General features: G+C 71.8%; 16 protein-coding genes. 4 read left to right on the plus strand and 12 right to left on the minus strand.

Annotated elements, in window-relative coordinates; all coding sequences use genetic code 11:
• The first annotated feature begins 195 nt into the window (after positions 1-195).
• Positions 196-1,476 (plus strand): class I SAM-dependent methyltransferase, encoded by a 1,281-nt coding sequence (locus P8S73_RS04220; protein WP_039102074.1) that lies wholly within the window; start codon positions 196-198, stop codon positions 1,474-1,476.
• Positions 1,477-1,560: 84 nt separating this feature from the next.
• Positions 1,561-2,706 (plus strand): glutamate--cysteine ligase, encoded by a 1,146-nt coding sequence (locus P8S73_RS04225; protein WP_039102075.1) that lies wholly within the window; start codon positions 1,561-1,563, stop codon positions 2,704-2,706.
• A gap of 52 nt (positions 2,707-2,758) precedes the next feature.
• Here the strand turns inward: P8S73_RS04225 and tsaD are convergent, their stop codons facing one another.
• The 6 genes from tsaD to alr form a co-directional block, all read right to left on the minus strand.
• Positions 2,759-3,841 carry a tRNA (adenosine(37)-N6)-threonylcarbamoyltransferase complex transferase subunit TsaD gene (gene tsaD, locus P8S73_RS04230; RefSeq protein WP_039102076.1) on the minus strand — a complete coding sequence of 361 codons (1,083 nt, stop codon included), beginning with the start codon at positions 3,839-3,841 and terminating at the stop codon, positions 2,759-2,761.
• Complete coding sequence (rimI, locus tag P8S73_RS04235) at positions 3,828-4,499, minus strand: ribosomal protein S18-alanine N-acetyltransferase (protein ID WP_039102077.1); 672 nt, start codon at positions 4,497-4,499, stop codon at positions 3,828-3,830. The genes tsaD and rimI overlap by 14 nt, the downstream gene beginning before the upstream one ends.
• A complete protein-coding gene (gene tsaB, locus P8S73_RS04240; RefSeq protein WP_039102090.1) occupies positions 4,496-5,182 on the minus strand; it encodes a tRNA (adenosine(37)-N6)-threonylcarbamoyltransferase complex dimerization subunit type 1 TsaB in 687 nt (228 codons plus the stop codon). The genes rimI and tsaB overlap by 4 nt, the downstream gene beginning before the upstream one ends.
• A gap of 92 nt (positions 5,183-5,274) precedes the next feature.
• Entirely contained in the window at positions 5,275-6,783 is a 1,509-nt protein-coding gene (locus P8S73_RS04245) for an MFS transporter (protein ID WP_082019328.1), read from the minus strand.
• A gap of 5 nt (positions 6,784-6,788) precedes the next feature.
• A complete protein-coding gene (gene deoD, locus P8S73_RS04250) occupies positions 6,789-7,505 on the minus strand; it encodes a purine-nucleoside phosphorylase (RefSeq protein ID WP_039102078.1) in 717 nt (238 codons plus the stop codon).
• A gap of 252 nt (positions 7,506-7,757) precedes the next feature.
• Complete coding sequence (alr, locus tag P8S73_RS04255; RefSeq protein WP_135009978.1) at positions 7,758-9,710, minus strand: alanine racemase; 1,953 nt, start codon at positions 9,708-9,710, stop codon at positions 7,758-7,760.
• A gap of 286 nt (positions 9,711-9,996) precedes the next feature.
• Between alr and P8S73_RS04260 the strand changes: the two genes are divergently transcribed.
• Positions 9,997-11,337: a glycosyltransferase gene (locus P8S73_RS04260; RefSeq protein ID WP_396350529.1), complete on the plus strand. Its 1,341-nt coding sequence runs from the start codon at positions 9,997-9,999 to the stop codon at positions 11,335-11,337.
• Between the two features lie 10 nt (positions 11,338-11,347).
• Entirely contained in the window at positions 11,348-12,145 is a 798-nt protein-coding gene (locus P8S73_RS04265; RefSeq protein ID WP_019309613.1) for a phosphatase, read from the plus strand.
• 99 nt (positions 12,146-12,244) lie between these two features.
• Here P8S73_RS04265 and P8S73_RS04270 read toward each other — a convergent pair whose 3' ends face one another.
• The 6 genes from P8S73_RS04270 to glgX form a co-directional block, all read right to left on the minus strand.
• Entirely contained in the window at positions 12,245-13,330 is a 1,086-nt protein-coding gene (locus tag P8S73_RS04270) for an inositol-3-phosphate synthase (protein ID WP_019309614.1), read from the minus strand.
• Between the two features lie 231 nt (positions 13,331-13,561).
• Positions 13,562-14,425, minus strand: a complete 864-nt coding sequence (locus tag P8S73_RS04275) for a LysE family translocator (protein WP_396350530.1) — start codon at positions 14,423-14,425, stop codon at positions 13,562-13,564.
• Complete coding sequence (gene mgrA / locus P8S73_RS04280; protein ID WP_019309616.1) at positions 14,422-15,513, minus strand: L-glyceraldehyde 3-phosphate reductase; 1,092 nt, start codon at positions 15,511-15,513, stop codon at positions 14,422-14,424. Before mgrA ends, P8S73_RS04275 begins: the two co-directional genes overlap by 4 nt.
• Positions 15,514-15,658: 145 nt before the next feature.
• On the minus strand, positions 15,659-17,479 hold the full coding sequence (gene treZ, locus P8S73_RS04285; RefSeq protein ID WP_047978152.1) for a malto-oligosyltrehalose trehalohydrolase: 1,821 nt from the start codon (positions 17,477-17,479) through the stop codon (positions 15,659-15,661).
• Between the two features lie 3 nt (positions 17,480-17,482).
• Positions 17,483-19,852 carry a malto-oligosyltrehalose synthase gene (treY, locus tag P8S73_RS04290; RefSeq protein ID WP_396350531.1) on the minus strand — a complete coding sequence of 790 codons (2,370 nt, stop codon included), beginning with the start codon at positions 19,850-19,852 and terminating at the stop codon, positions 17,483-17,485.
• 319 nt (positions 19,853-20,171) lie between these two features.
• On the minus strand, positions 20,172-22,370 hold the full coding sequence (gene glgX / locus P8S73_RS04295) for a glycogen debranching protein GlgX (protein ID WP_257744169.1): 2,199 nt from the start codon (positions 22,368-22,370) through the stop codon (positions 20,172-20,174).
• Positions 22,371-22,384: the final 14 nt, after the last annotated feature.

Genomic DNA, 22,384 nt, shown 5'->3' on the forward strand with positions numbered 1-22,384 from the left:
AGCGCCTGGCCTTTAGCACCCTCCAGGGGAGAGTGCTAATAGCACTGTAGGGACGCGGGCCGCGCCCGGTCAAGACGCGCCCGTGCCACTCCCCTGTGGGCTGAACGGGCCCGGCCGACGCCGCTCGGGAGCCCTCCTGCCGCGCGTCACGGCCGCGGCGCCCGCTCCGCCTCCGGGGCGTGATGTGATGGTCGGGTGACTGCACCCACCGCTCCGGACGACGCCGAGGCCCGCGGCCTGGCCCGCCTCCTCACTCCCGAGGGCCGCCACCTGCTCGACGCCCTCCCCCCGTACGACGCCTCGGCCTCGCTCGCGCTGAACAAGTCCCTGCGCGACCAGGGCCACGACCCCGAGCTCGTGGCCGCGGCCCTCACCCAGTCCCGACTGAGGGAGAAGGCCCGGACGAAGTTCGGGGACTTCGCGCGGCAGCTGGTCTTCACGCGCGACGGCGTGGAGCAGGCCACCCGGTGGTCCGTGGCCGCCCTGCACGCCCAGCGCTTCGCCCAGGCGGGCGCGGAGCACGTGGTGGACCTCGGCTGCGGCATCGGCGCAGACTCGCTGGCGCTCGCGGCCCTGGACCGTACGGTCACCGCGGTCGAGCGGGATCCCCTCACCGCCGCGGCGGCCACCGTGAACCTCACGGGCTGGCCCCGGGCCCGCGTGCTGTGCGCGGACGCGCAGGAACTGGATCTCTCCGCGCTGGAGAACGGCCCCGTCCACGGGGTGTGGCTGGATCCGGCTCGCCGCGTCACGGGCGGTGGCCGCACCCGCAGGATCTTCGACCCCGAGGCATTCTCCCCTCCGCTGTCCTTCGTCACGTCGCTCGCGGAGGCCGGACTCGCCGTGGGCGCGAAGATCGGACCCGGGATCCCCCACGAGCACGTGCCCGAGGGCGCGGAGGCCCAGTGGATCTCCGACCGCGGGGACGTGGTGGAGGCCGTCCTGTGGTTCGGGGCGGTGCGCCGCCCGGACGTGGTGCGCTCCGCGCTCGTGCTGGGCGGGGGCGCGGAACCCGGCTCCGCGGCGTCGTCGGCGGCGGAACTGACCTCCGGCTCCTGGGACTCCCCGGCCCCCGAGGGCCCCCTGCTGGGCCCCGTGGGCCGCTACCTCTACGAGCCCGACGGCGCCGTGATCCGCGCGGGGCTCGTCACCGACCTCGCGCGGCGCCTCGAGGCGCACCTGGTGCACCCGGACATCGCATACCTCTCCTCGGAGACCCTGGTGGAGACCCCGCTGGCCCGCGCGTACGAGGTGCGCGAGGTGCTGCCGCACACGGTCAAGGTGCTGCGCCGGTGGGTGCGGGAGCACGACGTGGGCACCCTGGACGTGAAGAAGCGCGGCACGGACGTGACCCCTGAGCAGCTGCGGAAGCAGCTCGCGCCGCGCGGCACGCAGCGCGCCACCCTGGTGATGACACGCGTGGCCGAGCCCGGCGGGGAACGTCGTGTGGTGCTGGCCGTTAACCCCCTACACTGAGAGCCCCTGCGTTCGGACCGCGAGCCGCGGCCACGCTCCAGGACGCAGCAGCCGCTCCCGGCGAACCCATGAGAGGACCACGCCGTGCACATTGACTTCGAGATCTCCGACAACTCCACCCTGGGTGTCGAGTGGGAGGTCGCCCTGGTGGACCGGGACTCCGGAGAGCTCGCGCAGCGGGCGCAGGAGGTCCTCGAGGCCGTGGTGTCCGAGTACCCGGAGCTCGGCGAGGAGGGGGACCACCCCCAGGTCACGGGCGAGTTCCTGCAGAACACCGTGGAGATGGTCACGGGCGTGTGCCAGAACGTCCCCGAGGCCCTCGAGCACCTCTCGCAGACCCAGGACCGGATCCGGGAGGTCACGGACCCGCGCGGGCTCGAGATCTTCGCGGCGGGAACCCACCCGTTCTCGGACTGGGCGGACCAGCCGGTGGTGGACGCGGAGCGCTACTACAAGGTGCTGGACCGCGCGCAGTACTGGGGCCGTCAGATGGTGATCTTCGGGCTGCACGTGCACGTGGGGGTCGACCACCGGGACAAGGCGCTGCCCGTGCTGGACGGGCTCATGAACTACTACCCGCACCTGCTGGCGCTGTCCGCCAACTCGCCGTACTGGTGCGGCCACGACACCGGCTACGCCTCGCAGCGCGCGCAGCTGTTCCAGCAGCTCTCCACGGCCGGGCTGCCCTTCCACTTCGACTCGTGGGACGAGTACGAGGCCTACGTGGCGGACCTGATCGCCACGGACGTGATCGAGGAGACCTCCGAGAACCGCTGGGACATCCGCCCCGTCCCACGCTTCGGCACGGTGGAGATGCGCGTGTGCGACGGTCCCTCCAACCTGCGTGAGGTGGGTGCGCTGACGGCCCTGACCCAGTGCCTCGTGGAGTCCTTCTCCCGCACGCTGGACGAGGGCGGCAGCATCCCCGTGATGCCCCCGTGGCACCACCAGGAGAACAAGTGGCGTGCCGCCCGCTACGGCCTGGACGCCGTGGTCATCAAGGACGCGCAGAACCACCAGACACCGCTCACCGAGGACCTCACCGACGTGCTGAACCGCCTGGAGCCGCTCGCCGCGGAGCTCGGGTGCGCCCAAGAGCTGGCCTACGTGGAGACCATGATGAGCGGTGAAGCCGGCTACCTGCGCCAGCGCCGGATCGCCCAGGAGAACGGCGGGGACCTGCGGGCCGTGGTGCGGGACATCGTGGCGCAGAACCGCGAGATCCGCTGACCCCGGGGCCGGTCCGGGCAGGTCGCACCGGCGCAGTCCGGGTGGCGCGGACTCAGGCCGGAGCGGGCACCGACACCGTGGTCACGGGCAGTCCCGGATCCGCGGTGAACTCGATGCCCGTGGGTGCCACGCCGCGCGTGACGAGGCGGGCACCGAGGGCCGCCACCATGGCCCCGTTGTCCGTGCACAGGGACAGCGGCGGGACCACCACGCGGATCCCGCGCTGCGCGCAGCGCGCCGTGACGACCTCCCGCAGCCGGGAGTTCGCGGCCACTCCCCCGCCCATGAGCAGCGTGGTGATCCCGTGCTCGGTGCAGGCCAGCACGGTCTTGCGGGAGATCACGTCCACCACCGACTCCTGGAAGCTCGCGGCCACGTCCGCCACGGGCACGGGCTGACCGGCGGCCTCGAACGCCTCCACCACGCGGGCCACGGCGGTCTTGAGCCCCGAGAACGACATGTCGTAGCGGTGCCGGCCGGGATGCTCCGCCGAGCCCATGTACTTGCCCGCGGTCAGCCCGCGCGGGAACCGGAACGCCTCGGGATTGCCGCCCTTCGCGGCCCGGTCGATGGCCGGCCCACCGGGGTAGGCGAGTCCGAGCAGGCGGGCCACCTTGTCGTAGGCCTCCCCGGCGGCGTCGTCGATCGTGGCACCGAGCAGGCGGACGTCCTCGGTGATCTCTCCCACCGCGAGGATCTCGGTGTGCCCGCCGGAGACGAGCAGCGCCCCCAGGTCCTCGGGCAGGCTGCCGTCCCCGTCCAGCAGGCCCACGCCCACGTGGGCCACGAGGTGGTTGATCGCGTACAGGGGCGTGCCCGTGGCCACCGCGAGCGCCTTGGCCGCCGCGACGCCCACCATGAGCGCGCCCGCGAGTCCGGGCCCGGAGGTCACGGCGATCGCGTCCACGTCCGCGAGCGTCACGTCCGCCGCGGCGAGCGCCTCGCGCACCGTGGGCACGAACGCCTCGAGGTGCGCGCGGGAGGCGATCTCGGGGATCACCCCGCCGAAGCGCACGTGCTGCTCCATGGACGAGGACACCGTGTTGGTCAGCAGCTCGGTGCCGCGCACGATGCCCACGCCGGTCTCGTCGCACGAGGACTCGATGCCCAGCACGAGGGGCTCAGCGGTGCTCATGGATGGTCCTTCCGTCCGCGCTGCGCTCCTGCGGTCCGGGTGGGACCAGTTCGCAGCGCATGATGAGTGCGTCGTGTCCCGGACCGTAGTAGTGGGCCCGGGTGTGGATGTGCTCGTAGCCGAAGCGTCGGTACAGGGCCTGGGCGCGTGGGTTGTCCGCGCGCACCTCGAGCATCATCTCGGTGGCCCCGGCGCGCACGGCCGCCTCGTGCAGCACGCGCAGCAGGGTGCTTCCCAGACCCTTGCCCTCGTGGGCCGCGGCCACGGCGATCGTCTGGACGTCCCCCACCGGCGGGATGCACATCATCCCCGCGTACGCCACGATCTCCTCGTCCCGGGTGACCACCCAGTACTGCCGGGTGGGGTGCGCCAGCTCCTCGTCGAACATGGGCCGGGGCCACGCGTCCTCGGGGAACAGCACGGTCTCCAGGGCGTGCACGGCGTCCAGGTCCCCGGGCTGCATGTGCCGCAGGGCGTGCCCCGCGGGGAGGGACGACGCCGCCGCGCTCGCCGCGCCGTGCCCCTCCCGCGGGTGCGCGGTCGTTTCTGCGCCCCTCCCCTGCGGGCCTGCGGAGAAGTGGTTCCCACCGGGTCCGGCGGCGGGTCCAGCGGCGAGGTGCTCGCCGGGATGCTCAGCGGGGTTCTCGGCGCCGTTCACGAGGTCACCCGCTTGAGCGATGCGGGCACCTTGGCGTCGGAGTCGCGCAGGTACAGCGGGGAGGTGTCCGTGCTCAGGGGTGTGCCGCGGCTGGTCAGCGCCCAGCCCGCGCGGGCGAGGTCCGCGGCCGTGGGGTGCAGTTCCTCGGTGCCGCGCAGGGGGTGCGCGAGCCGGTCGGGGTACAGGCCCGCGCCGGGTCCCGCGCACGGCAGGTCCGGGAGCTCCTCCGGGGCGCCCACCTGCGGGGCGGACACGGGCGTGGCCGAGGTGCCGGCGGCGTCGTCGTCCACGCGGTAGTGGCGCCAGTAGAGCTCCTTGCGGCGGGCGTCGATGGCCACGAGGAACTCCGGGTGCCCGGCGGTGCGGACGGTCGGGGCCACGCGGTGGGCCACGGCGTCCAGGGAGCACAGCCCGTGCACGGGCAGCTCCCACGCGAAGCCCAGCGCCCGCGCCGTGGCAAGACCCGCGCGCAGACCCGTGAACGGGCCGGGGCCCGTGCCCACGAGCAGCGCGTCCAGCTCCGCGCCCGTGACCCCCTGCGCGGACATCAGACCACGCACCGCCGGAGCCAGCGCCTCCGCGTGGGAACGCGTGTCCGAGGTGGCGAACTCCCGCAGCACCTCACCGTCACGGGACAGCGCCACGGAGGCGATCGAGGAGGAATCCAGACTCAGCACAAGCACCCGCACAGTCTAAGCCCGCCAAGCAGCAGCCCCTCCGTGCCGGATCCCCGAGGGGAAGGGCACGGAGGGGCTGCGAGCCGCGGCGCGGGAGGCTACGCCTGCGTGGTCAGCTGCTGGGCCGCCTTGGCGTTGCCGCGCTCGATCAGCCCGAACAGCACGCGGTAGGCCACCAGGCCCAGCAGGGTGATGCCCACGAGCAGCCACAGGATCGTGGAGAAGTAGTCGCCCTCGGGCGTGGTGCCCACGCTGAGGCCGCTGAACCAGGTGGGCCTGCCGGACATCAGCGTGGCCGTGTACGCCACGCCGATCGGGGAGGCCACGTTGATCACCAGGTTGTAGAAGCCCACGGCCACGCCGGACTTGGAGGCCGGCATGAGCAGCAGCGCGCTGGACATCAGCGGCGCGTACAGCAGGCCGAAGCCCACCGAGAACATGGCCATGGCGATCACCATGGCCACCACGGAGACGTTGATGAACACGCCCGCGACCGCCAGGGACAGTGCCAGCAGGCACAGCGCCAGCGTCACGGCCTGCTTGGAGTCCAGCCGCTTGCTGACCCGACCGGACATGGCCGCCGTGGAGGCACCCAGGATGTAGCCGGGGATGGTGAGCAGGGAGACCTTGTCCATGGCCATGTCGTGCACACCGTGGATCGCGAACGGGAACAGGAAGACGAACGCCAGGTTGACCGAGTAGATGATGAACACGACCACCAGCGCGCTGATGTAGGGGCGGTTGGTGAAGAAGGACGCGTCCACCAGGGCCTTGGGGTTGGTGCGCACGTGGATCACGAACAGCACGGTGGCCACGACCACGGGGATCCACCACCACCACACGAACTCCTGCATGAACATGATCAGTCCGGTGGCGATCACGCCCACGAGGAACAGCCCGTAGACGTCCACCCCGGAACTGGTCTGCTGGACCTCGTCCGGCACGCGGGTCTTGATGAACGGCAGGGACAGCAGGATGATCAGCGGGATCAGGAACATCCAGGTCCAGGACACGTACGTGGCCAGGAAGCCGGAGATCAGGGTGCCGATCAGCGAGGCCAGCTGGAAGGACATGTTGGAGAAGCCCAGGTACTTCTTCAGCTCCACGCCCTCGAAGTGCTTGGTCACGTACACCACGTAGAGGGTTTCCGCAGCGGCCAGGCCGGCCGTCTGGACCACGCGGCCCACGAGCACCACGGGGAAGGACGCGGAGCCCACGAAGCCGATCACGGAGCCCACCACGATCAGCCCGATGCTCAGGTACAGCAGCTTGCGGATGGCCACGGAGTCCGCGAGCGCGGAGTACACCACGGCGCCGATGCCGATGAGCACACCCGTGAGCGTGGCCTGCAGGCTCACGGTGGACTCGCTGAGGTTCAGCGCCTCGGCCATGGGCTGGGACGTGAACTTGAAGCCCTGGTCGATCACCAGGCAGAAGATGAAGAGGAACAGCAGCACGGGCACGGCACGGCGGGGGTTCACACCGCTCGTGGTGCGGGCCCCGGCGGCACCGGTGGCCGTGGCGGGCACGGCGGCCGCGGGCGTGGACGCCGCGCTCTGGGGCCCCGCCTCGGAGGCTGGGACGGGGTTCTGGTTCTCGGGGTTCATGTGGTTCACAGCTCCGTCACGGTTGCGGCCAGCTCGATCATCTGCGCGAACCCCGTCTGGCGCTGCTCGGGGCTCATCTCCTCGTGGGTCACCAGGTTGTCGGAGACCGTGAACATGGCCAGTGCCTCCACCCCGGCGGCCGCGGCGTTGGCGTAGAGCCCCACGGTCTCCATCTCCACGGCGAGCACGCCCATCCGGGCCCAGCGCTGCGTGGTGTCGTCCTGCGCGTGGTAGAAGGTGTCCGAGGACACCACGTTGCCGGCGTGGGCGGTGATCCCGCGCTCGGCGGCACCGCGGTACACGTGGTCCAGCAGCCGGAAGGAACCGGTGGGCGCCCACGTGCCGGGCAGGTCGAACTGCGCCAGGTAGTTGGAGTCCGTGGAGGCGGCCTGGGCGAGCACGATGTCGTTGAGGCCCAGCTCGGGGGTCAGTCCACCGCAGGAGCCGATGCGCACGAGCTTGCGGCAGCCGAACTCGTGGATCAGCTCCCAGCTGTAGAGCGCCATGGACGGGATCCCCATCCCGGTGCCCATGACGGACAGCTCGCGGCCGTTGAAGGTGCCGGTGTAGCCGAGCATGTTGCGCACGGAGTTGAACTGCACGGCGTCCTCGAGGAACGTCTCCGCGATGTACCGGGCGCGCAGCGGGTCGCCGGGCAGCAGGATGGTTTCGGCGATGGGTGCGCCATCGGGTTTGATGTGGGGTGTCGATGTCCGCGGCATGCGGTTCTCCTCGGGTCGGTGCGCGCAGGCGGCCGAGTGCCCATGGAACGACGACGCCGTCGGGGTCCCCCTGGGGTCTCACCGTCTGCGGTGGACGTGCAGGTGTCCGCCCTCATTGTGTCACGCAGAGGGGCCCCGTCCCGGTCTGACCGGGCGTGATCCGCGACGCATCCTGACCCCTCGGACCGGTGCCCCGGGGCGGTCGCGGGAACCGGTTCTGGCCCCGCCCACGCTTTGGTCGTGGCGGCCCCGTCACACCCGCGGGCACTGTGCCCAGCGCGAGCCGATTCCCCGCAGCGTCACCCGGCGCGTCTCGTTGGCCGTGTCCTCGTCCTGCCACTGGGCACCCAGGTCCGCGAGCACCCCGGCCAGGTCTGCGCCCTGCTGCTCGGGGGCGGCCTCGGCCCCGCGGGCCCGCTCGATGTCGACCACGAGCCGAGAGGCGCTCAGGTGCTCCACCTTGCCGGTGCCCCACTCCACCACGGTCACGCACGTGTCCAGCGTGTCCTCCAGGTCGATGCTCTCGATGTCCTCCGCCGACGTGAGGCGGTACGCGTCCACGTGCACGAGGTCCGGTCCGCCCGGGCGGGGACCGTCCGCCTGGTTGGGGTGGCGGCGCGCGAGCACGAACGTGGGCGAGATGATCCCCTCTCGCACGCCCAGCCCCTCGCCGAGCCCCTGGGTGAAGGTTGTCTTGCCCGCGCCCAGCTCGCCGTTGAGCAGCACCAGGTCACCCGCTCGCAGGTGCGGTGCCAGGGCGCGCGCCAGCTCGCGGGTCTCCTCCGCCGTCCCGAGCTCCCGGGTGAGACTCCAGTTCTCCCCCGCCGCGTCACTCTCCCCGGAGCCCTCCTGCGCGTCCTGCCCGGGCACGACGCCGCCCGGTCCGGTTCCCGGCCCACGGTCGCGGTCCGCGCCGGGTGCCTCCAGCGAATCCGCGGCGGGCTCCTCGCCGGTGTCCGCACCGGGGTGCCCACTGCGCTGGGCGTTCCGGTTCTGGCCGTGGGTGGAGCCCGGCTCCACCCCCACGTACTCGCGGGGGACGCGCGGCGAGATCCGGGTGACGATCTCGTAGTTGATGCTCCCGGCGGCGTCGGCCCACTCCACCACGGAGGGGTCCTCCCCGGCGCCGAAGAGCACGGCCTCGTCCCCGATCCGCACGGACTGCTCCTGCGAGCCGGCGCCCACTGGCCGTCCCAGGGACAGGTCCACGACGCACTGGTCCATCGCGATCCGACCCACCACCGGGTAGACCCGGTCCCCGATCCGCACGGGCGCTCCCGTGGCCACGCGCGGGACCCCGTCGGCGTAGCCCAGCGGGATCAGCGCGAGCCGGGTGGGCCCCTCGGTGCGGTAGGTGAGCCCGTAGGACACCCCGGCACCGGCCGGCACGTCCTTGACGTTGGCCACCCGGGTCCGCAGGGTCATCGCCGGGATCAGCCCGAACTCCTGCGGGGTGCGCTCCGCGAACGGGCTCAGGCCGTACAGCCCCAGCCCCACGCGCACGGCGTCGAGCAGCATGGTGTCCGGGTCCGGGAGGTCCGCCGCGGACAGCAGCCCCGGGGTGTTGGCGGCGTGGACCATCGTGGGGTTCAGACCCGCGTCGCGGGCGGCACGCACCGCGTCCCGGAACGCGGCCAGCTGCTGGGCCGTCTCCGGGCGGGACGGTTCGTCCGCGACGGCGAGGTGCGTGAAGATGCCCTCCACCGTGAGCAGCCCCTGGCCCTCGGCCTGGCGCACCCGTTCCAGCAGCTCCGGCCACTGCGCGGGGGTTGCCCCGTTGCGCCCCAGCCCGGAGTCGAACTTGAGGTGGACCACCGCGGGCCTGCCGACCGCCCGGGCGGCGTCCAGCACGAGGTCCAGCTCCCCGCCGCTGAGACCCAGGCGCACGTCCTGGCGCACCGCAGCAGGGAAGTCCGTGGCCGCGGTGTGCAGCCACGCCAGCACGGGGGCCGTGATGCCCTCTGCGCGCAGAGCCAGCGCTTCCGCCACGTGGGCCGTGCCGAGCATGTGGGCCCCGGCCGCGAGCGCCGCTCGCGCCACCCGGGGTGCACCGTGGCCGTACGCGTCCGCCTTGACCACCGCGATCAGGGTGCGGCCCCGGGCGAGATCGAGCAGCCGCCCCACGTTGTGCTCCACCGCGGCGAGGTCCACCACTGCGCTGCGTTCGCTGGGTCCGTCTGCCGGCCGGTTCTGCTCCGAGGTCATCTCACTCACGCCCCCATTGTGCCCCGACTCCGCCGCACACCCGAGGTGGCGGCCTGGCCTCCCCGACCGCGCGGTCGACGCGGTGCGCGTCCGGCGCCGGAGGTGCCGCCCGGCCACGGCAACAGCGCGTGCGGGGCGCGGAAAGAGCGGTGGCGAACCGCCCGAGGGGTTCGGCAGGGCAGGCCCGCGTATTCTTCCGGGGCAGGGCCGGGCCGCGGCGGGTCCGCGGCGCGTTCGTCCGGAGCCTGTCCCCGCCGCCGTCCGCGCGCGCCGGTAGGCTGGGCGCGTGCCTCCCGCCTGCCCCGACCGCGTGCTGCTGCTCAGCATGCACACCTCCCCCGTGGACCAGCCGGGCTCCGGGGACGCCGGGGGCATGAACGTCTACGTGTGGCACCTCGCGCGCGCACTCGCCCAGGCCGGGTGGCTCGTGGACATGGCCACGCTCGACCGCGACCCCTCCCACGCCGAGGGCGTGCACCCCTCGGACCTCGCACCGGGCATCCGGCTGCTCACCGTGTCGCTGCCCGGCGCGGCCACGGCCCCCAAGCAGGACCTGCCGCGCTTCACCGAGCCCTTCGGCCGCACCCTCGCGCACTTCTACAACGGCGACGACGCCGCTCCGCGCGTGCTGCACGCCCACTACTGGCTGTCCGCGGTGGCGGGGCTGGAGCTCGCCGAACACCTGCACGCCCCCCTGGTGCTGACCCTGCACACGTCCGCGGCCGCCAAGAACCTGCGCGCCGGCGCGGACGAGGCCCCCGAACCTCGTGAGCGCGAAGACGCGGAGCGGCGCATCATCTCCCGCGCGTGCCGCACCGTGGTCAACACCCCGGTGGAGGGCCGCCAGCTCGTGGAGCTGTATGCCGCGGACCCGGCACGGATCGCGGTGATCCCGCCCGGGGTGGACCCCACCGAGTTCCATCCCGCGCCACAGGATCCGACCTCTCAGTCCATCCAGCCCGTGGCCGTGCCCCGCGCCGGGGGGCACACGACCGTGCGTCCCGGCAGTGGTCCGGACGCTGCGAGTCCCACCTCTGCGGAGCCACCGGGCCGCCCGGAGCCCTTCACCGTGCTGTGCGCGGGTCGGATGCAGCCGCTCAAAGGTCAGCAGGTGCTCGTGCGGGCGCTCGGTCAGCTGCGCCGCACCCACCCGGAGATTCCCGTGCGGCTGGTCCTGGCCGGAACGGGTTCCCCGGACTTCCTGGACGGCCTGCGCGAGCTGGCCGGCGCGGAGGGGGTCGCGGGCGACGTCGTGTTCTGCGGGTCCCTGCCCCGCCCCGAGCTCGCCCGGCTCATGGGCTCGGTGGACGCGGTGGCCGTGCCGTCCTCGTCGGAGACCTTCGGGCTCGTGGCCGTGGAGGCCCAGGCGTGCGGAACCCCCGTGCTCGCCACGGACGTGGACGGGCTGCGCCACGCCGTGCGCGACGGGGAGACCGGCCGGCTCGTGCCCGGCAGGGATCCGGCGGTGTGGGCCGAGGCCCTGCACCGCGCGGCCGCCGATCCCACCGCGTGGAGAGCGATGTCACAGGCCGCGGCCCGGCGGGCGCGCGAACTGACGTGGGACGACGTCGCCGGGCAGCACGTCCGCGCCTACCTCGCGTGTGCGGGTGGCGGGCCCACCACCTAAACTCGCGACTGTGACCACCGCGTACCTGAGCCGTGACTCCCTCGCCCGATACCTGGACCGCTCCCGGATCACCGGAGCCGTCGCCACCCCGCGCGAGGCCAACCTCCGCAACATCCAGGGCTTCCTGGACGGGGACCAGCACCAGCACATGGGGGTCGAACGGACCCGCGAGTGGGACTTCGACTCCGTCTTCGAGCTCATGCGGGACCGCGTGGGCATCAACGACGACCCCGCCTACGTGAGCGGTCAGGACTCGATCTCCGCACAGCTGTGCGTGGCCAGGCTGGACGAGTACGCGGAGATCTTCAGCAGGGCGGTGCGGGGCCGCAAGCGCCTGCTCTTCGCCACGGGCCACCCCTCCGGGCTCGCGCCCGTGTACGCGCGCCTGGCCCGGGTGGCCCGCGCTTCCGGGGCCCGGGTGATCCGCTTCGACGAGGCCCTGCCCTTCGAGGACGGGGACGTCCGCCAGATCGAGGACGTGGTGATGGTCGAGCAGTACGGCGGGCTGCGCCACACCCACTTCCCCGACCCCATGCGGCTCGTGCTCGAGCACCTGGCCGAGCAGGGCAGGCAGGCACCGGATCTCGTGGTCTCGGACCACGGAATGGCCGGCTGGGCCGGGTCCCGTGCGGGGCTGCCCACCATTGCGATGGGCGACTGCAACGACCCCGGGATCTTCGTGGCGGAGGCCCAGAACCAGGTGGACGTGGTGGTGCCCCTGGACGACAACGTGGCCCCGCACCTCTACGACCCCCTGGTGGACTACGTCATCTCCCGCGCGGGACTCGCGGGGCAGGACCGCCCCTGAGTCGCCCGTCCCGCCCACGGGCGTCCGGACGCACCACGGCGCCCGGCACCGAACTTCTCGGTGCCGGGCGCCGCGATGGGTGCCGGGGATGTCAGTCGCTCAGCGCTCCACCTCGCCGCGGATGAACTTCTCCACGTTCTCGCGGGCGGTGTCGTCGTCGAACTGCTCGGGCGGGGACTTCATGAAGTAGGAGGACGCCGAGGTCAGCGGCCCGCCGATGCCCCGGTCCAGGCCGATCTTCGCCGCACGGATGGCGTCGATGATCACGCCCGCGGAGTTCGGCGAGTCCCACACCTCGAGCTTGTACTCCAGGGAGATGGGGGCGTTGCCGAAGCCGTGGCCCTCCAGGCGCACGAATGCGAACTTGCGGTCGTCCAGCCAGCCCACGTAGTCGGACGGACCGATGTGGACGTCCTTGGCGCGCATCTCGTGCGGCACGTTGGAGGTCACCGCCTGGGTCTTGGAGATCTTCTTGGACTCCAGCCGGGAGCGCTCCAGCATGTTCTTAAAGTCCATGTTGCCGCCCACGTTGAGCTGGTAGGTGCGGTCCAGTACGTAGCCGCGGTCCTCCAGCAGCTTGGCGAGCACGCGGTGGGTGATGGTGGCGCCCACCTGGGACTTGATGTCGTCGCCCACGATCGGCAGACCCGCGTCCGTGAACTTCTGCGCCCACTCGTCCGTGCCCGCGATGAACACGGGCAGGGCGTTGACGAACGCGACCCCGGCGTCGATCGCGGCCTGCGCGTAGAAGCGGTCCGCCTCCTCGGAGCCCACGGGCAGGTAGGACACGAGGACGTCCACCTGACGCTCCCGCAGCACCTGCGCCACGTCCACGGGCTCGGCGTCGGACTCCGTGATGGTCTCGCGGTAGTACTGGCCCAGCCCGTCCAGGGTGGGCCCGCGGTCCACGGTCACGTCCAGCGGCGGGACCTTGGCGATCTCCATCGTGTTGTTCTCACCGGCCAGGATGGCCTGGGACAGGTCCAGGCCCACCTTGGCGGCGTCCACGTCGAACGCGGCGACGAACTGCACGTCCCGCACGTGGTAGTCCCCGAACTGCACGTGCATGAGCCCGGGCACGGAGTCGGAGGGATCGGCGTCACGGTAGAAGTGCACGCCCTGGATGAGCGATGTGGCGCAGTTGCCCACACCGGCAACGGCCACGCGGATGGGATGTTCGGACACGGTTCTCCTCGACTCGGCGGATGACGGCCCACGCACGTCTCGCGCGCGTTCGTGCGGCCACGGAGTCACCACCGTGCCACGCCGCACTCGACCGACTTCACAGTGTAACCAGGCTCACCACCCTTTCCTTCCCGTGCGCGGACGACGACGCCCGGCCCAGCGCCTGCCCCGCAGCCAGGGTGCAGCCTCCCGCCCGGTGGCTCCCTCCGTCCCCGGCGCAGCGGCGAGGTGTCAGATCGTCAGCAGGGCCTCCACGAGCAGCCCCACGGCCACGAGGGCGAACACCACGCCGGAGACGATCTCGACCTCGGCGGTGCGGGCCTGGAACCGGCGCGCAAGGGCGGGAATGGACCCCGCCCAGGCCACCGCGAGGAACCAAGCGAGGCCCACGGCCACCATCATCCCCAGCACCGCGAGGGCCTCCCACCAGAGGATCCCGGCGGGAACCACCGAGCCGAACAGCGCCACGAAGAACACCACGGCCTTCGCGTTGGCGAGGTTGGTGACGGTGCCCTGGGCCAGCGCCCGCCAGGGGGTGAGACCCTCCGGGCCCAGGAACCGGCCGCGGCGGGAACCGGCGGAGAGCTCCGCGACGACCGCGGCGTCGTCGGAGCGCAGCGGATCCGTGGCGAGGCCCGTGCGGGCGGGTTCCGCGGCGACGTCGTGCGCCACGGGGTGCTGCGCGGCGGACCCCGTGCCGCCAGGACCGCGCCCGGGGGCGCCGCCCTGGACCGGGTGCGCGCCGCCTGGGTCCTGCGGCTCGTGGAGCACGGGGCCCAGGGTGCTGCTCCGGCGGGCCGCTCGGCCGTCGAGTCCCGAGCGCAGGGAGCCGTAGCCCATGCGCAGCAGGAACAGGGCGCCGCCGATCTGCACCGCGAGCTTCAGCACGTGGTTGTCGCTGATGAACACCGTGACGCCCATGAGGGACAGCGCGATCCAGGCGAAGTTCCCGACCATCACGCCCAGGGCGGTGAACACGGCGCTGGGCCGCGAGGACAGGAACGCGTTGCGCAGGATCACGAAGATGTCCGGACCGGGGACCACGATCCCCGCGATCCACAGTCCCAGCAGCGCCGCGTACTGCGCTGAGGTCATGCGTGCTTGGACTCGGTGGCCGCACCCCAGATGTTCACGCCGGCGTCCGTGACGAGCTCGTCGATCCGGCGCAGCTCGTCCGCGGAGAACTCCAGGTTGGCCACGGCCCGGGCGGAGTCCTCGATCTGCTGAGCGGAGGAGGCCCCCACCAGCGCGGAGGTGACCTGCCCGGAGTCCTGCGGGCGCAGGGTCCACGCGATCGCCATCTGGGCCAGGGTCTGGCCGCGCTCCTGTGCCATGGTGTTGAGCTCACGAATCTGGTCCAGCGTCTGCTCGCTGAGCCAGGACGGGTCCAGGGACTTGTTCTCCGCGGCGCGGGAGCCCTCCGGCACGCCGTTGAGGTACTTGTCGGTGAGCATGCCCTGCGCGAGCGGGGTGAAGCAGATGGAGCCCATGCCGGTCTCGGTCAGCGCGCCCAGCAGGTTCTTCCCGCCCGCGCGCTCGTTGGGCTGCTCGATCCAGCGGTTGAGCATCGAGTAGGAGGGCTGGTGGATCACCAGCGGGGTGCCCAGCTCGCGCATGATCCGCTGCGCCTCGAGTGTGAGGTCCGCACCGTAGGAGGAGACGCCCACGTACGTGGCGCGACCGGAGCGCACGATGTGGTCCAGTGCCCGCATGGTCTCCTCGAGCGGCGTCTCGGGGTCCGGTCGGTGGTGGTAGAACACGTCCACGTGGTCCAGGCCCATGCGTTCCAGGGACTGGTCCAGGGAGGTGACCAGGTACTGGCGGGAGCCGCCCACGTCACCGTACGGGCCGGGCCACATGTCCCACCCGGCCTTGGTGGAGATCACGAGCTCGTGGCGGTGCCCCGCGAAGTCCTCCTTGAGGATCCGGCCGAAGTTGAGCTCCGCCGAGCCCGCGGGCGGGCCGTAGTTGTTGGCCAGGTCGAAGTGGGTGATGCCCAGGTCGAATGCGCGGCGCAGCGTGGCGCGCATCCCGGCCACGGGCTTGTCGTCCCCGAAGTTGTGCCACAGCCCCAGGGAGACGGCGGGCAGCTTGAGCCCGGACTCCCCCACACGCCGGTACGGCATGGTCTCGTAGCGGTTCTCGGCAGGGGTCCACACGGTGTCGTCGCCATAGATCAGCATGGGCACCAGTCTGCCACCGCTCGGCTCCGCACACCGCACCGCATGACGGCGCACGACGCCGCCCGGGTCCCTTCGCGCACGACGCCGCCGGGCCCGTTCGCGTGCCAGGCGGCGTCGTGCGGGTTCGGTTGCCCAGCGGGCGGTCTCAGACGCGCAGCACCACGGCGGTCTCCGGGGCCACGCGCACGGTGCCCTCGGAGCCCGGCTCGGGGGCCGCGCCGCTGGCGAACAGCAGCTGGGGCTCATCCCCGCCCATGAGTGGCAGGTTGCGGGGCTCGTTGCCCAGGTTGATGGCCACGACCACGCCGTGCACGGACTCGGGCTCGCTCATCCGCTTGAGCACGAACCACTGCTCGTCGTCGCTGGCCTGGGTGGCCACGGTGTCCCAGCGCTGGTCGGTGAGCTCGGGGGTGCCCCGGCGCAGAGCGATGAGGTCCCGGTAGGCCCGGTAGATCCGCTCGTGGTCACCCTCGTGGACCTCGGACCAGTTGAGCTTGGAGCCCTCGAACGTCTGCGGGTCCTGGGGATCCGGCACGGTGGCGTGGTCCCAGTCCATCTGCGCGAACTCTGCCTTGCGGCCCTTCGCCACCGCCTCACCCAGCTCGGGCTCGGGGTGCGCGGTGAAGAACTGCCACGGCGTGCTGGCGCCGTACTCCTCCCCCATGAACAGCATGGGAGTGAAGGGCTGGGTCATGAGCCACGTGGCGGCGGCGATCGCCCGGTCCACGCTCATGGACTGGTTCATCCGGTCACCGGCCGCGCGGTTGCCCACCTGGTCGTGGTTCTGCAGGAACGTGACGAACTGGAACGGGCGCTGCTCGGCGGCGTCGATCTCCCGGCCGTGCGAGCGGCCCCGGAACGTGGAGTACGTCCCGTTGTGGAAGTACGCGGTGTGCATGGTCTTCTCCAGGGCGTGCAGGGACGCGAAGTCCCCGTAGTAGCCGTGGGTCTCACCCGTGAAGGCCGTGTGCGCGGCGTGGTGGACGTCGTCCAGCCACTGCGCGTCCATGCCCAGGCCGTGGCGGTCCGTGGCGGCAATCATGCGGGGGTCATTGAGGTCGGACTCCGCGATGGTCACCAGGTCCTTGCCCGTGCGGGCGGACTCCTCGGCCACGCGCTCGGCGATCTCCTCCAGGATGTGCGTGGCACGGGAGTCCGCGAGCGCGTGCACGGCGTCCAGGCGGAAGCCGTCCACGTGGTACTCACGCAGCCACATGGTGACGTTGTCCAGGATGTACTCGCGCACCCCGTCCGCGCCCCAGCCGTCCAGGTTGATGAGGTCTCCCCAGCTGGAGGCGCCGGGCTTGAAGTAGTCCGCGAACAGGGGCAGGTAGTTCCCGCTGGGTCCCAGGTGGTTGTACACCACGTCCTGGATCACGGACAGGCCCCTGGTGTGGCACGCATCCACGAAACGCTGGTACGCCTCGGGGCCACCGTAGGGCTCGGCCACGGTGTACCACGCCACGCCGTCGTAGCCCCAGTTGTGCTCGCCGTTGAAGCCGTTGACCGGCAGCAGCTCCACCGCGGTGACGCCCAGGTCCACCAGGTGGTCCAGCCTGCCGATGGCGGCGTCCAGCGTTCCTTCCGGGGTGAAGGTCCCGGGGTGCAGCTCGTACAACACGGAGTCCTGCAGCGGGCGGGGGCGAAAATCGGCGTCGTGCCACTCGAAGGCGTCGGCGTCGAACGTGCACGAGAGCTCATGGACGCCCTGCGGCTGGCGGCGCGAGCGCGGGTCCGGGAGCACGTCCGAGACCTGCTCGCGCTCCTTCGGCGTGCCCTCGTCGAAGGTCTTGGTCAGGATGTAGCCGTAGCGCACGGTGCCCTGCGGGGCGGCGTCGGCGGCGGGAAGCGTCCACCAGCCGGGGCGACCCTCGAGGCCCTCCATGGGGTGGTCCTCGCCCTCGATGCGGACGGTGACCTTGCGGGCGTGGGGCGCCCAGACATCGAAGCGGTGGTCGGTGCTCATGGTTCAGCTGTCCTTCCGGCGCAGGATCGCCACGGGGTAGGTGTCGAGGAGTTCGGCAAGGGCCACGGGCGCATCCTGGGCGGCCGTGAACTCGCGGTGTGTCAGGACGTCCTGCCACGTGCCGGGGGCCAGGGCCACGGTCTCGTCCGTGAAACCGCCCTCGGCGGCGAGCGTGGCGGGGAAGCGGGTGACCACGGTGGCCGCGCCGCCGCGGTCGAAGCCCAGGGCGTGCCCCGCGAGCGCACCCGTGGTCTCCAGAGGGGTGTAGTCCCCGAACAGCTCGGGGTGCTCGCGGCGCAGCCGCAGGGCGCGGGAGGTCAGCAGCATCCGGGCCGCCCCGGTCTCGTCCACCGCGGGGGTGGCCGCGGCGGAACCCGGCGCGGCGGCGTCGAGCTCGCAGAGCATGGCGTCGCGCGCGGTGAAGTCCACGGGGCGGCGGTTGTCCGGGTCCACGAGGGAGGGTTCCCACAGCTCCTGTCCCTGGTAGACGTCCGGGACACCCGGCAGGGTCAGCTGCAGGGCGGTGGCGGCCAGGGCGTTCGCCCAGCCCGGCTCGCTCACCCGGGCCACGCAGCCCTCCACGACGCCGCGGGCGCGCGGGTTCGTGAACAGGAAGTCGATGAAGCGGGTCAGCTCCCGCTCGAAGTCCTCGTCCCCGTCCACCCACGCGGTGGACACGGACGCCTCGCGCACGGCCTTCATCGCATAGTCGACGGCGCGGTCCCGCTCCAGGGGCCACGCACCCACCACGGCCTGCAGCACGAGGTTCACGGCGGGGCCGTCCGTGAGCGAGATCCCGGCGTCCTCCGCGCGGCCCACGAGCGTGGAGACGGTCTCGGCCCACACGCGCGGCAGCTCGGAGAGCACCGTGATCCGCGCGCGGACCGAAGCGGAGCGCTTGGTGTCGTGGGTCGTCAGCGCGTTCATGGTGGCCGGGGACTCCCGCTGGCGCCGCGCGGCCTCGGTGTGGAACTGCTCCGGGGTCAGGGAGAAGACCGAGGGGTCGCCGCCCACCTCCGTGAGGGACGTGAGCTGGGTCCAGCGGTAGAACGCGGTGTCCTCCACGCCCTTGGCCATGATCATTCCGGAGGTCTGCTGGAACCGCCGGGCCACCTCCGCCAGGTCCGCCTCCCGGGTGGCATCAGCGCCCAGGACGCGGGCGAGGTCCGTGAGCACGCCGTCGAGGTCCGCGCGCCGCTCCCGTGCCGCGGCCACGGCCTCACGGAGGTGCTCCGCACCCTCGGGCAGGTAGGTGCGGTACACGGGGAAGTTGGCGGCGATCTCCGCCAGCCCGTCGTACGACGCCTCCGCGCCGTGCGGGAAGTCCTCGGGCAGCTCGCGCACCAGTCGGTGGATCTCAGCGGCCAGGCCATGATCCGCCATGCGGCGCTTGGTCTCGTGGATCAGCTCGTCCCAGCGCACGGGTGTGCCGCCGCGCAGCTGCGTGTCCAGCGAGGCGAGTTCGTAGTGGCCCCGGGCATCGGTCAGCACCCGGTCGATCCAGCCCAGGGAGTCGTAGCCCGTGGTGCCCGCCGAGCGCCAGTCCGAAGGCAGGTGCTCCCCCGGTTCCAGGATCTTCTCCACCACGGTCCATGCGCCGCCCGTGACGTCGCCGAGCATCTCCAGGTAGCCACGCGGGTCCCGCACCCCGTCCGGGTGGTCGATCCGCAGCCCGTCCACGAGGCCCTCGCGGAACCAGCGGGAGACCTCCGCGTGGGACTCGTCGAAGACCACCCGGTCCTCCACGCGCACGCCGGCCAGCGTGGCCACGGTGAAGAACCGGCGGTAGTTCAGTTCGGAGTCCCCCCGGCGCCAGTTGACCAGCTCGTAGTGCTGGCGCCCGTGCACCTCGGCGGGGTCGTCGCCCTCGGACCAGGTGCCGTCCGCGAGCGGGTAGACGTTGTCGTAGTAGCGCAGCGTGCCGTCCTGGACGGTGAGTGCGGAGAGGTCCTCGTCGCCGTCGCCCAGCACCGGGATCAGCACCTTGCCGTGCCCGGCCTCCCAGTCCACGTCGAACGCGTCCGCGTAGCGGCTCTCACGCCCCTCGGCGAGCAGCGACCACCACCACGGGTTCTGCTGCGGCTCGGCCACGCCCTGGTGGTTGGGGACGATGTCCACCACCACGCCCAGGCCCGCGGCGTGCGCGGCCTCGGACAGCGCCGTGAGACCCGCGGAACCACCGCGCTCGGGGTCCACCTCGGTGGGGTCCACCACGTCGTAGCCGTGGTCGGAGCCGCTCGTGGCCCGGAGGATCGGTGAGAGGTACACCCAGTCCGCCCCGAGGCGCCGGATGTACGGGACAAGCCCCGCCACGCGGTGGAGGTCCTGCTGGGACGTGATCTGGAGGCGGTACGTGGAAGTGGGAGTCAGCACCCCTCCAGTCTCGCGGAGTGCGCGCGCTCGTGCCAGTCCATCCGCCCAGGGCAAGACTGCCCGGACCCGATGGCCACGACGTCGTCGGGGGCACCCCGCCGCAACCACAGTGCCGAGGACCCCGGGGCCGGGGTCCCGGTGCTCGGGATCCCCGGGACGTGGGACCCCGGCATCCGGCGTGTGGCACGCCGTCCCCGGGAGCGAGGCACGCCGGCACCCGGGACGACGAACGCGCCACCCCGCACGGGGTGACGCGTTCGGCACACTCACTGCCGGTCGCCGCCCGGGGATTCGGAGCGGGCGGCGGTCCTGGGCAGTGTCAGGGCAGGTCCGGGGTCTCGGCGTACACCGCCGCCGACGCCGCCACGGACGCGGCCACCGAGGCGTCCGGTTCCTCCTCGGGCTCCTCCCACGCGCGCAGCAGCACGGTGGACTTGCCGTCCATCTGCAGCACGCTGGAGTGCTCCCGCACGTCACCGTCCGAGTGCCGGCCGGCGGTGTCCAGGATCTCCTCCCACTTCATGCCGTACTCGGCCGGGGGCAGGGTCACGTCCACGGGCTCCGGGTTCGAGTTGAAGTACACGATGAAGTTGTCGTCCGTGATCCGGCGGCCGCGCATGTCCACGCCCGCGATGCCCTCACCGTTGAGCCACATGCCCACGGCGCGGGCCAGGGGCTCGTCCCAGTCGGCCGGGACCATGGGCGTGCCGTCGGTGTTGAGCCACGCGATGTCCGGCATGGCATCGCCCTCGCCCAGCTCCCCCATGTCCACGGGGCGGCCGTCGAAGAACTGCGAGCGCCGGAACGTGGGGTGCTCGTGGCGCAGCCGGGTGATGGCCGCGGTGAACTCCACGAGGGGCGCGTCCACCTTCTCCCAGTTGATCCACGTGAGCTCGTTGTCCTGGCAGTACGTGTTGTTGTTGCCCTTTTGGGTGCGCCCCAGCTCGTCCCCGTGCAACAGCATGGGGGTGCCCTGGGAGAGCATCAGGGTGGCCAGGAAGTTGCGCTGCTGGCGGGCGCGCAGGGCCAGCACCGCGGCGTCGTCCGTGGGGCCCTCCTCGCCGCAGTTCCACGAGCGGTTGTGGGACTCGCCGTCGTTGTTGTCCTCGCCGTTGGCCTCGTTGTGCTTCTCGTTGTAGGAGACCAGGTCCCGCAGCGTGAAGCCGTCGTGGGCGGTCACGAAGTTCACGGAGGCGAACGGGCGGCGGCCACTGTTCTCGTAGAGGTCCGCGGAGCCGGTGACGCGGGACGCGAACTCCCCCAGCGTGGCGGGCTCGCCGCGCCAGAAGTCGCGCACGGTGTCCCGGTACTTGCCGTTCCACTCGGTCCACTGCGGCGGGAAGTTGCCCACCTGGTAGCCGCCGGGACCGATGTCCCAGGGCTCCGCGATGAGCTTGACCTGCGAGACGATCGGGTCCTGCTGCACGAGCTCGAAGAACGTGGAGAGCTTGTCCACGTCGTAGAACTCCCGCGCGAGCGTGGCCGCGAGGTCGAAGCGGAAGCCGTCCACGTGCATCTCGGTGACCCAGTAGCGCAGCGAGTCCATGATGAGCTGCAACGAGTGCGGGTGGCGCACGTTGAGCGAGTTCCCCGTGCCCGTGTAGTCCATGTAGAACTTGTGGTCGTCGTCCACGGTGCGGTAGTACGCGTTGTTGTCGATGCCCTTCATGGACAGCGTGGGGCCCATGTGGTTGCCCTCGGCCGTGTGGTTGTAGACCACGTCCAGGATGACCTCGATGTCCGCCTGGTGCAGGGCCCGGACCATGGCCTTGAACTCCTGCACCTGGCTGCCCAGGTGGGAGGCGGCGCTGTACTCGTTGTGCGGGGCGAAGAACGCGATGGTGTTGTAGCCCCAGTAGTTGCGCAGGTCCTTCTCCAGCAGCGTGGAGTCCTGCACGAACTGGTGCACGGGCATGAGCTCCACCGCGGTGACGCCCAGCTTCTTGAGGTGGGCGATCACGGACGGGTGGGAGACCCCCGCGTAGGTGCCGCGCTGCTCCTCGGGGACCTCGGGGTGCTGCTCCGTGAGCCCCTTGACGTGCGCCTCGTAGATCACGGACTTGTGGTAGGGCGTGTGGGGGGTGCGGTCGCCCTCCCAGTCGAAGAACGGGTTGATCACCACGGCCTTCATCATGTGCGGTGCGGAGTCCTGGTGGTTCTCGGAGTCCTCGTCGCCGAAGTTGTAGGAGAACAGGGACTCGTCCCAGTCGATCCCGCCTTCCACGGCCTTGGCGTAGGGGTCCAGCAGCAGCTTGTCGGGGTTGCAGCGCAGCCCCTGGGCGGGGTCCCACGGGCCGTGCACGCGGTAGCCGTAGCGCTGGCCGGGCTGGACCGCCGGGAGGTAGCAGTGCCACACGTAGCTGTCCACGGCGGTGACCTCCACGCGGGTCTCCGTGCCGTCCTCGTCGAACAGGCACAGCTCCACGCGGTCCGCGACCTCGGAGAAGATCGCGAAATTGGTCCCCGTGCCGTCGAACGTGGCGCCCAGTGGATACGGGTGTCCGGGCCAAACTTCCATGTGGTTCTCCTCAA

The organism is Kocuria sp. ChxB, from assembly GCF_044359605.1.
Taxonomy (GTDB): Bacteria; Actinomycetota; Actinomycetes; order Actinomycetales; family Micrococcaceae; genus Kocuria; species Kocuria rhizophila.

Excerpts from the sequence above, each read along its gene's own strand:
- glgX (WP_257744169.1), bottom strand. The coding sequence starts at position 22,370 with ATGGAAGTTTGGCCCGGACACCCGTATCCACTGGGCGCCACGTTCGAC.
- P8S73_RS04245 (WP_082019328.1), bottom strand. The coding sequence starts at position 6,783 with ATGAACCCCGAGAACCAGAACCCCGTCCCAGCCTCCGAGGCGGGGCCC.
- alr (WP_135009978.1), bottom strand. The coding sequence starts at position 9,710 with ATGACCTCGGAGCAGAACCGGCCGGCAGACGGACCCAGCGAACGCAGC.
- treZ (WP_047978152.1), bottom strand. The coding sequence starts at position 17,479 with ATGAGCACCGACCACCGCTTCGATGTCTGGGCGCCCCACGCCCGCAAG.
- P8S73_RS04275 (WP_396350530.1), bottom strand. The coding sequence starts at position 14,425 with ATGACCTCAGCGCAGTACGCGGCGCTGCTGGGACTGTGGATCGCGGGG.
- tsaD (WP_039102076.1), bottom strand. The coding sequence starts at position 3,841 with ATGAGCACCGCTGAGCCCCTCGTGCTGGGCATCGAGTCCTCGTGCGAC.
- deoD (WP_039102078.1), bottom strand. The coding sequence starts at position 7,505 with ATGCCGCGGACATCGACACCCCACATCAAACCCGATGGCGCACCCATC.
- mgrA (WP_019309616.1), bottom strand. The coding sequence starts at position 15,513 with ATGCTGATCTATGGCGACGACACCGTGTGGACCCCTGCCGAGAACCGC.